The organism is Nitratireductor aquibiodomus NL21 = JCM 21793 (assembly GCF_000615975.1).
Taxonomy (GTDB): Bacteria; Pseudomonadota; Alphaproteobacteria; order Rhizobiales; family Rhizobiaceae; genus Nitratireductor; species Nitratireductor aquibiodomus.
On record NZ_BAMP01000003.1, the window covers coordinates 1 to 14,156 of the forward strand.

The following is a 14,156-nucleotide window of genomic DNA, read 5'->3' on the forward strand; positions in this document are numbered from 1 at the left end:
CCGACATAGCCGCGCGGCAGGGTCAGATTCAAAAACTGCCACTGGGCCGGCGCATCGTCCACGCCATCGAGCCGCAGCAGTCGCGGCTCACCGACGGGATCGATGGTGACATCAAAGGATTCAAGCGGCAGCGAAAGCCCCGCTCCATGCGCCTTCACGAACGCTTCCTTGCGTGTCCAGCAGCGGAAAAACGCTCCAAGATAATCCTGCGCCGGCACCACCTTCAGCGCTTCGTTCTCAGCCCCGGAGAAAAAGTGTTCTGCGAGATTTTCCCGGAACGGAAGAACGCGCTCGATATCTATGCCGAGCTGATAGCGGTCGGAAACGGCGAGAACCGCCGTCGGGCCGCTGTGACTGAGATTGAAATGAAGCGGCGGTTCACCGCGCCCGGCAAGCCGGGGTTTGCCAAAGGCATTGTATGAAAAAGCGAGACGGTTTGCCGCGACGTCGAGATAGGATCCGAGGATCGCCCTCAGCCGGCCCCGCCCGGCGATGAAACGCAGCCGATGCTGCTCATGCACGAAGCGAGAGGCACGTGCGAACTCCGCCTCGTTGAGTGCCGAGACGAGCGGCGGAAGCGCCTCCAGGGGTACATCGAGGGACCACTGCCAGACATCGATCGTGCCGGCACCGATGCTTACGGGTTTAAGCTGCATAGGAAAACCGCCTTTCCGGCGTCTTGCGACCTGCCATGCGGCGGGCAAGATAGGCCATGAGTGCCGTCGGATAGTTTTCGCCAAGGCTGATACGGCAGGTGCGCTTGAGAATATCCAACGAGCGGGCACACATGTCGGGCCCATACTCCACATCGACCGAAGCCCAGCCATAGGGGTTCATGGCGGGATGGAATGCCCGCTTCTCAAGGATCGGAGTCCAGTGAGTGCACACATGGCGGCTTGAATCGAAAACACGGTAGACGCCGCGCCTGTTCCGGGCGGCAAAGGCCTTGGCCTCGCCTTCCGTCTCGAACAGCACATGGAGACCGACGGCGTTTTGCGGGTCGTTGTGCGACCCCAGCCGGAAGGCGTCGCTGCCCGACAGGATGTGCGACATGACCTGATGACGCCTGCGCATGCGGCGCAGCATTGGATCCAGCTTTCCAAGCTGCACATTGAGCATCGCGCCCTGGATCTGGCTTGCCTTGAAGTTCACGCCGAAAAAACTCGGCTCGTTGTAATTGTCGAGATGCCCGCGAAAGAGTTCGCCCACATCATGATACATGCGCGCGCGGGCGAAGAAGCGGTCGCTTTGCGAGGCCACCGCGCCACCCTCGCCGATGTTCATGTTCTTGAACTGATTGAAGCTGAACGCGCCAATGTCGCCAATGGTGCCGACACGCTGCTCCCGATAACGCACGCCCACCGCCTGGCAGGCATCCTCGATCACCATGAGGCCGTTCTGACGGGCGAGCGTCGTGATCGCCTCCATGTCGCAGACCATATTGGCCATATGCACCGGCAGGATCGCACGAGTGCGCGGCGTGATCCTGCGCGCAATGTCCTCGGGATCCATGGTCAGCGTTTCGTCGATATCGACGATGACGGGAACAGCCCCCACGGCGAGCACGGAAGCGGCCGTTGCAATCCATGTATAGGCAGGCACAAGCACCTCGTCGCCGGGCCCCACACCCGATGCTGCCAGCGCACTGATCAACGCGCCTGTGCCGCTGCTGACTGTCAACACATGTTTGACGCCGAACTTTTCGGAAAATGCCTTTTCGAACCGGTCGAGCGGCCCCTCGCCGGGACCGCCATATCGGGCAAGACGCCCCGAGGCGATGACCCCGCCGATCGCCAGCCACTCACGCAAACCAACCTTTGCCATGGTGTTTTCCCGCTTGGCCGACGGGCGAACCATGCCCGCGGCGCCCCAATTGTTCTTCAAGCGTATGCCCGGGCCATGGGGTTTTCAAATAATCCAATAATGTAGCGACGCGGCGTTGCGCACTACCTCACAGTGGCCAAAACCCTTAGCAAGTCGCCCCTTCTATGCAATTTGGATGAGTTCGGCCGAGCCCGGGATTTTGCTAGCCTGCTTAAGGGTCAATCACGATGCGGCGAACCGCTTTTCATGGGCGGCTGGCGTGCTGCTCCGATGACCTGCTCAGGGGGCGACGTGTCCACTCTAGACTTGCGCAACGTGCCTTCGGGCACACAGTTTGACGCCGATCTCGCCCTTGTCGGGGCGGGACCCGCCGGGCTGGCGCTGGCGCGGGAGTTTTCCGGTGCGCGCCTCAAGCTTCTTCTGGTCGAAAGCGGCGGCGTGGATTTCGATCCCGAGGTCCAGACCCTCAATCGGGTGGAGAATATCGGCGATCCCAACGCGCGTGACGCCATGCCCCTCCAGCGAGGCTATACGGGCGATCTCACCTGGCTCAACGACATCCCCGCCTTCGAGCTTCGCAACCGCATGGTCGGCGGCAGCACGCACACATGGGTCGGCAAATGTGCAGCGTTCGACGATATCGACTTCGACGCCCGCAAATGGGTTCCTGATTCCGGCTGGCCGCTGCAGCGGCGCGATCTCACAGATGCGCTCGACCGCGCAGCGGCGCTGCTCAATCTCGGCCCCAACATCTACGACAGGGCGCTCTATCACCGGCTTGCCTCACCGCCCGCCGATATCGACCTGAATGACGATCTGATGCGCACCTTCTTCTGGCAGTTCAGCCACAGGATCAAAGGCAGCGAGCCGCTAAGGTTTGCAGACATTGCGAGGGGACTGACGGCAGGGAACATCGACATTCTGACCCATGCGACCGTCACCCGCATTGGGCTCTCCGAGAATGGAAGAAGGGTCGAAGCACTCGATGTCAAAAGCCTGTCGGGGAAGGAAGCGGTGATCCAGGCGCCAGTGATCGTGCTGTGCGGCGGGGGGATTGAGAACGCACGCATGCTTCTGGCCTCCAGCGATGTAGCGGCAAAGGGCATCGGCAACGATCATGACTGCGTCGGCCGCTACCTGGCCGACCATCCGCGCACGGTGATCGCACGGTTCGGGAAGGAGACGCTGCAGGACGTTGCCGAGCATTTCGGCTTTTACGGGCTCAGCCACAACCGCCGCACGCATTTTTATCTGCGAGGGCTGGCGCTCAGCCCTCGCCTGCAGGCGCGCGAGGGGCTGCTCAACTGCGCCACCTATCCGGTGCAGATACTGGCGCCGAACGACCCGTGGCTGGCGCTCAAACGGTTCTACTCCGGCAACCGGCGGTTCCGGCTCGACGATCTGAGGACGGCGCTTGCGGCCCCCGGCGGGCTGGCAGCCGGCCTGCACCGGCGGCTCATCATGAAACGGGGCCTGCCGCGCCAGCTCACCGAACTGCGCTTCGACGCCATGGCCGAACAGAGGCCCAACCGCGACAGCCGCGTGACGCTCTCCTCCCTCCGCGATCAGCTTGGCATCCCGCTCGCTCGTGTGGACTGGAAGATCGGCTGGGCGGAAACCGCCAGTGTCGCGCGGCTTGCCGAACTCATCTCGGCCGAATTCTGGCGGGTCGGCCTGCCTCAGCCCAAACTCGAACCCTGGATTCTCGATGAGGATTTCAGGAACGCACCCTTTAGCGACATGGCCCACCCGGCCTGCACCACGCGCATGGGCGATGATCCGGCGACAAGTGTTGTCGACCGGAACGCCAGGGTTCATGATGTCGAGGGCCTTTACGTGGCGGGCAGTTCGGTGTTTCCAACGGCAGGCCATGCCAATCCGACGCTGATGATCATCGCCATGACCCTGCGCCTTGCCGACCATCTCAAGACGCGGCTTCTTTCCTGAACACACGGACACACAGGGTCAGTGCCCGGATTTCAGCCAGCCTGTCCATTTCCAGCTTGCATAGAGAACGGCCAGATAGATGGTGGCCCCCACCAGAACCTGCATTGCCATTTGCGAATAGGGCGGCATGTGGGTTTCGGCGGGCCAGTGGGCAAGCGACGACACGCCAACGAACATCACCGCAGCGGCGAGCGCTATCAGCCCGCTATTGGCGGTGATGCGTGGCCAGTCAAGCTTTCCGTAGCGGGACTGGAACCAGATGGCGAGAACGCCCGCGAAGCCCGCTGCAACGCATTGTCCAATGGCTGCATAGACGAGGCCGAACGGTGCCAGAACCACCATCATGCCAATGGATGCGATGCTGATCATGAGCGAGAGCGGCCATAGGCGTCGCACCTCACCGCGAACCGAAAGCAGCGGCTCGGTCACATATCCCTGGAAGGACAGAAGCTGCCGCACGGCGAGGATTTTTACGACCAGAGCCACGGGAGCCCAGGTGGCGCCAAGCGCGATGTCCACCAGATTGGGTGCCACGAGTATGAGACCGACATAGACGGGCGCGGCGACGGCAAACAGCGCCGGCAGAAACAGGTTTCCGGCGCGACTGATCGGGTCTGCCGTCTGATCATCGGCGGACTGGCCGCCTGCCCGACGGAAAATCACCCAGGCCAGCATCCGCGCGGGCTCCCCGACCAGCTCCGAAAAAGCAGCTACAATGCGTTCGGCGGCCCGGTAATAGCCGGCATCCGCCAGCCCCAGCAGGCCACCCACGGCCAGCGTGCCCGAATAGGAGCGCCCGAAAACGATGATGCGGACGCTGACGATATAGCGCGCGAAATGAAGTACCTCGCCCAGCACCGAGCGGTCGGGCCAGGCGGGCACGATCCAGCCGAGAACGAGAACGCCGCCAGCCACTGCCAGAAAGTTCGTGACGAGACGTCCAAGCACCAGCGCGACGATATTCCATCCGGCCCAGAGACCAAACAGCGTTACAGCCAGTCCTGCCGCCTCGGCGACGATCCGGATGACCGCCTGCCTGTTGAGCCGGTTCCGATGTACCAGCGTTCCGTCATAGACCGTGTTGAGTGCAGCCGGGATGAACCACAGGGAAAACAGCAGGAAAAGCCAGGTCTGCCAGGCTGAGAACCACAGCCCGCCGATCAACAGTGAAACCAGGAAGCCCATCAGGGTGAAACAGCAGCCGCTCACCAGCGCGATGGAAGCGAGCTGCGGCAAATGCTCTTCGCCGTGGTCGGCGCGCATGATGTACTCCGCCCACCCTCCTTCGCTGACCACGACAAAAAGGAAGGCGATGGCGGAGACGAATGCGAAGAAGCCGAACTCGGCGGGAGAGAGAACCCGCGCGGCAGCGACGAAGGCGACCAGTTGCGCGACCTGCGAGAACAGTCGCGCGACCATGACCCACACGCCGCCACCGAGGATAGTCGAGACGGACAAGCCAAGGAATCCGCTCACCTGTGTATCATCCTGCCGTGGTTTGTGATCCGGTTTCACGTCGCATTCCCCCTGCCGCTATTCACCTGTGCAAGCGCTTCCGCTACGATTTCCGTGGGAACACTGATGATTCGTCGTCCCTGGCGATGAAATTTTCAGACGTGCAGCCGCATGGGTTTCGATGTTCGATGCGGCCTGGCGTTCAGTATGGGAACCGGAGCGTTTGCGGTTCCCCATGTGTGGTTTCCAGTTTTGATGCTTTGCGGCGGACAATGAGCAGCCAGTGCGAGATGCAAGTAAAGAAGACCAGCTGAACCACGGCTTCCTGGCGCGGCCGTTCAAGGCCATCAGCGCCAAGGTCACCATTCGCTGGCTCGTTGTCGGTTTATGCCTCATCGTCTGGCTGGCCGTTCTGTTTCTCTTCCTCCTCTAGAGCGCTTCCCTTTCCTGGAGTTTCTCCGGAGAGGTAACTTCTCTGCCGCTAGCAGCCATTGTGATCGAACAGGAAGACGCCGACCGTGCGCCAGACGATCTTCAGATCGAGCCTGATCGTACGGTTCTGGAAATATTGAACGTCAAGATCGACCCGCTCGGCATAGGACGTATCGCTGCGGCCTGACACCTGCCACAGACCGGTAATGCCCGGCTTCATCATGAGATAGTCGTTTATGCGCTCGCCATAGCGCGCCATCTCGTCCTCAACGATCGGGCGGGGACCGACAACACTCATCTCACCGCGCAGCACATTCAGGAACTGCGGCAACTCATCCAGGCTCGACACGCGAAGAAAATGTCCGATGGAATGAATGCGTGGATCGTTGCGCAGCTTCTGGCAGGCGCGCCACTCCTGCAGGAGGACGGGATTCTGGTCCAGAAGCTCCTTGAGCAGACGGTCGGCGTCGCGGCGCATCGTGCGGAATTTCAGGCAGTCGAACACTCGGCCATCCCGACCGATCCGCTTCTGTCTGTAAAAGACAGGCCGCCCGTCGCTGATCAGAATACAAAGAGAAATCAATGTGATGGCAGGGAGAAGAAAAACAATGACGAGAACGCTGAAAGTGACATCGAACAGTCTCTTCACAACGAAATACGAGCGGAGATGCCTGACTTTCCGCAGCTCCAATCCCTGCTTTACGGAATCATCATATGCGTACAGCATGAACCCGCCCCTGGGTGTTTTTGTTTGCCTCGCCGTCGATCATTATAAGGCCCTGCAGACCCCGTGATATAACTCCATCGGGGTATTGGGCGGGGCAATTTAGGTGCAATCCACCGCACAATCGAACCATCCCTACCCCTGCAGCACCACCGGACTAATCGGCTTCATTTGACTGGCTGGCTGCGTGGCCAAAAGCATTAGCTCCCGGTGCATTTCCGCGGGTGCCGACAGCTTGCCCCGCCGTGATTCCCGTTCGCTGGTTCGCCCGCCCTCTCCCTGGTGCCCGCCCCCTGATCACGCGGTCCAGGATGCCTGCATAGAGAGCAAGGAGCGCCGCCAGCCAGCTTTCCGTCGTGTTGGAGAACTGCGGCGCGCATTGAAGGGCGTTTTCGCTCATCGCCGAAATCAGGTCATCGTCATCGGCCAGCCGGCGCAGAGTAGCGGCAAGCGCCTCAATGCCGCCGGTGGGGAAGGTGAAAGCCGCGCCGGCCTCCGTCAGCTCGCCGCCCAGCAATGCATGTGATGGAAGCACGACGGGGATGCCGCTTCCCACGGCCTCAAGGGCGGCGAGGCCGAACGGTTCAGGAACCCTCGAGGAGATGACGACACAGCGTGCATTGCCGATCAGGCCGGCAATCTGCGCGCGATCGCACCAGCATGAAGGGTCACCTGCGGGTAGCGAGCCTCAAGGAGCGCGCGCCCGGCACCCTCGCCAATGACATGCAGGGGAACACCGGCAAGATGTGCTGCCCGTGCTGCGTCTTCAAACCCCTTTTCAGGCTCCAGACGTCCTATGAAAAAGAAATCGCACTTCTCCTGCGGACGGGCCCCGGAAGGCAGAAATGGCGCAACGGGGTTGCGAATGGTCACCATCCGGCTGTCATCGATGCCGGCACGGTTGAAAAAGCGCCGCATCCCCTCGTGCACGAGCACGATGTTGGCAGGCTGTCTTTGCAAGGCAGAGAAACGCTGCATCAGAAGGTGTCGCGTGGAACGCCAGGCCTTCTGGTGAAAGCCCCGCTTGTCGCACTGCGTTGCGAGGCAGCGCAGCGACATGGGATCGAGGCCGCATATGGATGCTGTCGGGTAGTTGATAAAGCCGCCATTGGGGCAGGCGAGAAAATAGTCGTGTGCATGCAGGACCACCCGCTCGCGTACCGGTGCGAGTGCCCGGAAGATGGACGGGGACAGAATCTTTGACCATCCATGGACATGATAGATTGTCGAGGGCCTGTCGTGCCTGGCAATCCAGCCACTCAGGGCGCTGTAGGCGTTCCGATTGTAGAGCCGCCGGCCAAGGCAGAAAGACGCCCGCGCTCGACAAGCGGCTTTCCGTTGACGTGAACGGTCTCAGGCTGCGCCGTCCGGGCGGGTTCATCGCCGGCAAAAAAGGTCACGGGCACGCCTGCCTCTCGCAGGAGCCGGGCAGCCAGGCAGGACAGGTTCGAGGCGCCGCCGATCTCCGCCGACCGATCGTTGATGATGACAACCCGCCCCGGACGCATGATCGCCCCCTATTCCAGAACTGTCACGTTCCGGGGGGAGAGCCGGCCGCGCACCAGATCCGCCATGGCGCGCATATTGCCCAGCAGCCGGCCGCGCCGGTCCACCCATGGCTCGGGCCGGAAAACCTTCACCGCATTGGCGGCAAGGTTGCGCATGATCTGCGGCGCCGCATGACGCGGGGCTCATGGTCTTTTTGCCCATGAGATAGACCGGATTGGCAATCTGCGAATATCCCAGCCGGAGGCCCGAAGTGCGTCCTGTCTTGGTGCCGAGATGCACGCCATGGAGACGCGTTGAACTCACTATGCGCCCGTGCCGTGCCAGCTGCCGGCTGAAATCCACATCCTCGAGCCAGCCATAAAGCGGGAGATTTTCGTCAAAGCGGAGGCCATACCCGCGGACGGTCGACATGCGGACCGCCATGTTGCACCCATAGCCGCTGTAGACGGGGTGTTCGCCACCGGCCGGCTCCGCATCCGACTGCGAGCGGATGATGCGCAAACCATCTTCAAGTGGAATTCCCGGCCCGAGAATGCCGTCCGCGTCCACCGTTCCCGTGCTCATGACCACGTCGGGGTAGCGCTGGAAGATTCGCACCGTCTCTTCCAAATAGGACGGCGTGACAAGGAAATCGTCGTCAAGGAACAGGAGGATGTCGGCATCTTCCACACTCTCCAGAATGCGGTTTCGCTGCCGGCAGAGCCCCCGTTCGGCAAACACGACACTGGTCCGTTGAAAGAGTGCGGCCATGGCATCGGCATCCACATCATCCTTCTCTGCCGCACATATGACGATCCGGTCCACCGACCGCGACTGCTCCAGCAGATGCGGCACGACGGCGTGGAGAATTTTCCTGCGTCCGGTGGTGGCGATGCCGACAGCGATCCGAAGCCCCATCCGTCCGGGGTAGCGTTCAAACTGCATGGCGGCCTCCCGTATCGAGTGTGTTTCTGGCGATCGGGCGCCACCATTGCCGGGTTTTGCGCTTGTTGAAGACGACACCCAGAATGCCGACGCGGGACTTGCCGAATGTGGCCAGTGCGCTGGCCAGCCATTCGACGGTCATCTTGCGTCGGTTCCCGAGCATGAGGAGGATGCCGTCGAGATAGGCGCTGGCCGCACGCGTGTCCGCCGAGGACGCAAAGGTGGAGAGGTCCACGATGATCACATCGTAGTCCTGACGGAGCTCTTCGAGCTTCTTCTTGAGTGCGGGCAGGTGCCCGAAGCGGTGACCCGGATGCGCCGCCTTTCGAATCTGCTCGACGGTGAGCACGGGGAGGATCGGCACTTCCTCCAGTTGGGCGCGCTTTTCGCCCTTATGCTTTTCCTCAGTCGCATCATCGGCGCCCACAGTGCCACGATAGACGGAAAGGCCCGCTTTCGGTCCTGTGTTGACCGCCTGAATGCTGAGAAACGGGTTCTTGAAGTTGGCATCGACCAGCACCACCCGCAGGCCTTCATTGGCGTAGAGCTGTCCCAGATTGGCTGCGATGGTGCTTTTTCCTTCGCCTCCGCCGACCGAGGTCAATCCCACAACAATCGGCCCGCCCGAAGGGAACGCGGCGTCAATGGAACTTTTCACGCCACGGAGCGCTTCGGAGAAGCCGGAGTAAGGCGCATCCAGAACGAAACGGAGTGCACCCTTGGCACCCGGTGCCTGAAAACGCGTAAAGGGAACGTGGCCGAGTGTGGGCAGGCCGAGCTCACGGCTGAGGCGCTCGCCGGAGCTGATGCGGCGGTCGAGCACATCGCGCAGGCCTGCAAGCCCCAGACCGCCGGCAAAGCCGAGCATCAGGGCCATGGGAATGATGAGTGTCGTTTTCGGCCAGTTCTTTGCAAGCGGCGGGGTTGCCGCCGTCACCATACGCGCATCGCCGATGGGGAAGGACTGCTTCTGCAGCGTCGTGATCAATTGCTGCAAGACGCTTTCATACATGCGCCGATAGGTGGTCGCCCGGCTTTCAAGCTCGGTCAGCTGGACACGCGCCAGATTTTTCTCCGTAACACTGCCCTTGATCGCGTCGAGCTGCTCCTTGAGCAATTCTTCGCGGGCCTGCGCAGTGTCGAGATTTGATCTGTAGACACCCTGAATGCGCACGAGCTCGGTGTTGATCTGCGTTTCAAGCCGCGCAATCTCGGACTTTGCAGCCAAAGTCGGCTCGCTGTCGGCTCCATAGCGGGTCTGCAACGCCTCGAGCCGTGTGCGGGCCGCTCCAAGATCCGCTCTCAGACGGTTGATCTCGGTGTTGCTCAGCGCCTCGCCGACATAGCTGTCGGGCAGTTCCCCAGCCAGCATGCGGTTGATGGTCGCCAGCCGCGCTGCCTCGCCTGCGGTCGCCGCCTGCGCTGACAGCAACTGGCTGCTGATCTCGGCAAGCTGCTGCTGGTCCAGTCCGGAGGGGCCAACCTGCGCGATATCATTGCTGTTCCGGTATTCCTCCGCACTCAAAGCGGCTTCCTGCGCCTGCCGGCCAATCTCCACCAGCCGGTCTTCGATCCACTGCGCGCCACGCGCGATGATCTGCGATTTCGCATCGAGGCTCGACTGCATGTAGGTGTTGGCGATGGCATTGGCGGCCCGCGCCGCCTTGACGGGGTCCGTGGACGTGTAGCCGATCTCCAGAACATAGGACTGGCCCACGCGGCGAACCGACACACGGCCGAGAAAGCCCGCCATGGTGCGGCGCATGATCTCTTCTTCATTCGGCTTGCCGGCTGCTTCGGCATTCTCCCCGGTCGCTGGGTCGAACACGGAGAGCATCGTAACGACCGCACCACGCACGGCCGATCTCCATGAACTGCTCGTCTGGATTTCCGGGTCTTCAGTCAGATTGAGCTGCTTGATGACGGAACGGGCAATCGCCTCGGATTTGACGATCTCCACCTCGCTCGCAATTTCCGCGGTCTCGATGATGATGGTGCCGGTGGAAGCGTCCTGCGAGGCGATGCGCGCCTGTTCACGGTCGATGACGATGCGTGCGATGGAGGTGTAGGTGGGTTCCGTATTGGCGATATAGAGCGCGCCGAGCGCCACGCCCGCAGCGGAAGCCAGGGCAAGAATCAGAAAATGCCTTTGCAGGAAGGCCCATATGTCGCGGAAGGAGATGTAGTCCTGCTGCCGCCCGCTTTCCTTCGACGCCATCTCCGTTCCGGTCAGCTTCCTGATTTCCTGCACCACCATGTTCGGCCCCACCCGTCTTGCAGGCTACGCGTCCTTCCGAACGCAAGCGCTCCATCTCATTGTTTTCCGCATTGACGCGGACGCCAGGTGAGCCCACCTGGCTGCAGAATTTTCTAAGCATCGGACCGAAAAATAGAATCCGGTTTTCGGGTCATTCCGATGCTCCATCATCAGTCTAGATCGTCCTTTGTGCGTCCGGATGGACGCACGGCGATCTAGCGCGACTGCGCCTGCATGACCCCGTTCTCGAGGGAAGCGCGGGGCATTGAGGCGCGCAGCAGATCGAGCTGCACGTCCAGAACGTCGCCCGGTTCCAGCCCGGTCGTTTCAACGGCGTCCACACGCTGTTTCTCATCACCGCCGCGCAGGATGCTGAACCGCAGCGGCTGCTGCTCGAACGCCCTGTCCTCACGACGCAGGATCGACGCCCCGGTCGCCTGAAGAAGCTGCTCCGTCATTCCACGGCGCAGTTCCAGGTCGTCGATTTCCAGATTGACCCTTTGCAGTTCGGCGCCGATTTCCGTGCGCCTTGTGCCCTCGAGGCTGAGCGCATCGCGCTCGGTCTCACTCAGCCGCTGCCGGGCGCGCATGGAGGCAACCGCAAGATCGAGACGACTCGACTGGAGGTCGGCAACAATGCGCTCGAGCCCTGTCTCGCGCGATTTTGTGACCGTGCCCTTTTTGACCAGCTGCGCGACATTGCCGAGCTCTTCCTCGGCGATTTTGATCTGACGGTCCTGTGCCACCATCTTTTCGCCGAGAATCCTGATTTCCTCGCGGAACAGTGTGCCGAGTTCATCGAGCGCACTGCGCTGGCGCTGATAGGCGTTGCGGCGAGCTTCGAATATGGCCTTCTCGTCCCGCACGAACTGGGCTGCGTGCCCGGCCAGAGGTCGTCCCTGAAGAGCGGCATCGAAATCAACACTCTCGCCCTCGACAAGCTCCGCTTCGAGCCGCGCCCGCCGGGTCGCAAGCTGCAGAAGCTGGAGATCAATACGGCCGATCTCGCCCGCATAGCGGATCTGTTCGAGCTCGGAATAACCGCCCGCCTGATCGGACCGGCGCACACGCCCGCCGGCCATGGCGAGCGCCTGCAGGACGCTGAGCCCTGGTTTGAACTCGAACTCACCCGGACGCTCCACGCTGCCGGTGACAAATACGGACGGGTAACGCACCACCTCCACCGTGGTAGCGGGCGGCGAGATGAGGCCTGTCTTCTTTTGAAGTGCCGCGGCTATTTCGCCGGCCAGCGCCTGGCTGGTCCTGCCATCAGCCGCGATTTGCCCCACCAGCGGGAGGGCGATCATACCTGCGGGAGAAACGGTATATTCGCCGTTCAAGGCCGTCCATTCCCGGTATTCGCCCTGGGCCTCCACCCATTCGACCACGGCGATCTTCACCCGCGTCTGCGGCAGGAGCTGAAAATCGCCCTGGGCGCGCGCGGCATCATTGCCGGCGAGGATGCTCAGGATGAACACAAGCGCCGTAAAGGCCGCCGTGAGGACGAACGATCCTGCGCTGCGTAAAGAAATGGTGGGATCAGTTGTACCCTGCTTCATCCTGCCCGTTCCGGAGATATCCATGGCGTTCGGGAAGGACGCAGAACCGCCTCCCCCACCGTCGATCATCGGGCGAAACGGCGCGAGGTAAATTCGGTTGAAATGGTGTGCGGCTAGTTCCTTTCGGCTAGGGCGCCTAAGCCCATTGGGCTTTTGACGCAGAACAGACACCCCACGCGGAGCCTCAACGTCCGATCGGATGATGACCTAGCCCGTTTGAGCGCGCCGCTCCATCGTTCAGACACGCGTTCAACCGTATTGTCGGCGTGCCCCCACGTGCCGTTTCAAAGCAATATCCCGGAGGGCAAATCCGGGAGAACCATCTTGCGTGTCGCCATCGTTCACTACTGCTGGTCTCCATGCGTGGGGGCGAAAAGGTCGTCGAAGCCCTGTGCGACATGTATCCGGACGCCGATATCTTCACGCTGGTTTATGATGAAAAACGGGTTTCGGAGAAAATCCGCCGGCACCGTGTCACCCCCTCTTTTCTACAGAAGATACCAGGTGCGAAACGGCACTATCAGTCGCTCCTGCCGCTGATGCCCTTCGCGCTGGAGAGCCTGGATGTTTCGGGCTACGACCTGATCATTTCCAGTGAATCCGGGCCTGCCAAGGGCATTACGCCCGGTCCGCAGGCCACCCATGTCTGTTATTGTCACTCACCCATGCGCTATGTGTGGGACCACTATCACTTCTACCGGGCCAATGCCGGCCTGCCGGCGCGGCTGCTCATGCCGTGGATCGCGCCGGCGCTGCGCACATGGGACGTGACCACCGCTGCGCGTGTCGACGCGTTTGTCGCCAATTCGCGCCATGTGGCGGACCGCATTGGCAAGTATTACCGCCGCCGTGCGACCGTGCTCAATCCTCCGGTGAGCGTCGATGATTTCGCGCCCGTCACCGATCTGGGCGACCATTATCTCGTGGCCGGTCAACTGGTCGGCTACAAGCGGGTCGACCTGGCCGTGCGCGCGTTCACACGTATGGACCGCAAGCTCGTCGTAATCGGCGAAGGACCGGAGATGGCGACGCTGAAGCGGCTCGCCGGGCCCAGCGTGACGTTTCTGGGCCGAACCCCCTTCCCGCAGCTCAAAGACATGCTTGCCCGCTGCCGGGCACTCATTTTTCCCGGCACCGAGGACTTCGGAATCGTGCCGGTGGAGGCGATGGCGAGCGGGCGGCCGGTCATCGCCCATGCGAGCGGTGGCGTGCTCGATTCGGTCGTTCCCGACCAGACGGGGCTCCTCTTCGACGAGCAGTCGGAAGCAGGCCTGATTGATGCCGTGCGCCGCTTCGAGACCATGGAAGGAACCTTCCATCCCGAGATTATCCGCCAGCATGCGCAGCAGTTCAGCGATGTTCACTTCAGGCAGCGCATGCAGCAGATCATCGATGACGAGATTGCCAGGCGAAAGCCGATGCCGGTTTCGCTCTCGCAGACGGTGCGCAAGCAACCATCCCTGCGCGCCCGGGTCGCCAGGGTAAAGCTCCCCGACACACATTTGAGAAACGGAGCGTGACAGAG

12 protein-coding genes are annotated in these 14,156 nt (G+C 61.8%); 3 read left to right on the forward strand and 9 right to left on the reverse strand.

Annotated elements, in window-relative coordinates; translation table 11 throughout:
- Both JCM21793_RS01315 and JCM21793_RS01320 read right to left on the reverse strand, forming a co-directional pair.
- Positions 1-656, reverse strand: a 656-nt coding sequence (locus JCM21793_RS01315) for a 4'-phosphopantetheinyl transferase family protein (RefSeq protein WP_025029219.1), incomplete at its 3' end; no start/stop codon positions are given.
- A complete protein-coding gene (locus tag JCM21793_RS01320) occupies positions 646-1,824 on the reverse strand; it encodes a DegT/DnrJ/EryC1/StrS family aminotransferase (protein WP_025029220.1) in 1,179 nt (392 codons plus the stop codon). The genes JCM21793_RS01320 and JCM21793_RS01315, both read right to left, overlap by 11 nt.
- 291 nt (positions 1,825-2,115) lie before the next feature.
- On the opposite strand from JCM21793_RS01320, the gene JCM21793_RS01325 reads away from it, so the two are divergent.
- Positions 2,116-3,771 (forward strand): GMC oxidoreductase, encoded by a 1,656-nt coding sequence (locus JCM21793_RS01325; protein ID WP_025029221.1) that lies wholly within the window; start codon positions 2,116-2,118, stop codon positions 3,769-3,771.
- Positions 3,772-3,789: 18 nt separating this feature from the next.
- On the opposite strand, the gene JCM21793_RS01330 is transcribed toward JCM21793_RS01325, so the two are convergent.
- The gene (locus tag JCM21793_RS01330; RefSeq protein WP_244423403.1) at positions 3,790-5,247 is read right to left on the reverse strand and encodes an oligosaccharide flippase family protein; all 1,458 of its coding nucleotides are present in this window, start codon (positions 5,245-5,247) and stop codon (positions 3,790-3,792) included.
- Positions 5,248-5,509: 262 nt separating this feature from the next.
- On the opposite strand from JCM21793_RS01330, the gene JCM21793_RS29075 reads away from it, so the two are divergent.
- Positions 5,510-5,659, forward strand: a complete 150-nt coding sequence (locus tag JCM21793_RS29075; RefSeq protein ID WP_155983355.1) for a hypothetical protein — start codon at positions 5,510-5,512, stop codon at positions 5,657-5,659.
- Positions 5,660-5,707: 48 nt separating this feature from the next.
- Here the strand turns inward: JCM21793_RS29075 and JCM21793_RS01340 are convergent, their stop codons facing one another.
- From JCM21793_RS01340 to JCM21793_RS23460, 6 genes are all read right to left on the reverse strand, one after another.
- Complete coding sequence (locus tag JCM21793_RS01340) at positions 5,708-6,385, reverse strand: sugar transferase (RefSeq protein WP_025029223.1); 678 nt, start codon at positions 6,383-6,385, stop codon at positions 5,708-5,710.
- A 154-nt stretch (positions 6,386-6,539) separates the two neighbouring features.
- A complete protein-coding gene (locus tag JCM21793_RS29915) occupies positions 6,540-7,022 on the reverse strand; it encodes a glycosyltransferase (protein ID WP_306306722.1) in 483 nt (160 codons plus the stop codon).
- Complete coding sequence (locus JCM21793_RS29920; RefSeq protein ID WP_244439608.1) at positions 7,010-7,531, reverse strand: glycosyltransferase family protein; 522 nt, start codon at positions 7,529-7,531, stop codon at positions 7,010-7,012. The genes JCM21793_RS29915 and JCM21793_RS29920 overlap by 13 nt, the downstream gene beginning before the upstream one ends.
- Positions 7,532-7,759: 228 nt before the next feature.
- Positions 7,760-8,815 (reverse strand): glycosyltransferase family 2 protein, encoded by a 1,056-nt coding sequence (locus JCM21793_RS23455; protein ID WP_244439609.1) that lies wholly within the window; start codon positions 8,813-8,815, stop codon positions 7,760-7,762.
- Positions 8,805-11,072, reverse strand: a complete 2,268-nt coding sequence (locus tag JCM21793_RS01355; protein WP_025029224.1) for a GumC family protein — start codon at positions 11,070-11,072, stop codon at positions 8,805-8,807. Before JCM21793_RS01355 ends, JCM21793_RS23455 begins: the two co-directional genes overlap by 11 nt.
- 215 nt (positions 11,073-11,287) lie before the next feature.
- Entirely contained in the window at positions 11,288-12,631 is a 1,344-nt protein-coding gene (locus JCM21793_RS23460) for a polysaccharide biosynthesis/export family protein (protein ID WP_081784617.1), read from the reverse strand.
- Between the two features lie 359 nt (positions 12,632-12,990).
- Between JCM21793_RS23460 and JCM21793_RS23465 the strand changes: the two genes are divergently transcribed.
- Entirely contained in the window at positions 12,991-14,151 is a 1,161-nt protein-coding gene (locus JCM21793_RS23465; protein WP_306306718.1) for a glycosyltransferase, read from the forward strand.
- The last annotated feature ends 5 nt before the right edge of the window (positions 14,152-14,156 follow it).

Coding starts and splice junctions, on each gene's coding strand:
- JCM21793_RS01320 (WP_025029220.1), bottom strand. CDS start 1,824: ATGGCAAAGGTTGGTTTGCGTGAGTGGCTGGCGATCGGCGGGGTCATC.
- JCM21793_RS01340 (WP_025029223.1), bottom strand. CDS start 6,385: ATGCTGTACGCATATGATGATTCCGTAAAGCAGGGATTGGAGCTGCGG.
- JCM21793_RS23455 (WP_244439609.1), bottom strand. CDS start 8,815: ATGCAGTTTGAACGCTACCCCGGACGGATGGGGCTTCGGATCGCTGTC.
- JCM21793_RS01355 (WP_025029224.1), bottom strand. CDS start 11,072: ATGGTGGTGCAGGAAATCAGGAAGCTGACCGGAACGGAGATGGCGTCG.
- JCM21793_RS23460 (WP_081784617.1), bottom strand. CDS start 12,631: ATGAAGCAGGGTACAACTGATCCCACCATTTCTTTACGCAGCGCAGGA.
- JCM21793_RS23465 (WP_306306718.1), top strand. CDS start 12,991: ATGCGTGGGGGCGAAAAGGTCGTCGAAGCCCTGTGCGACATGTATCCG.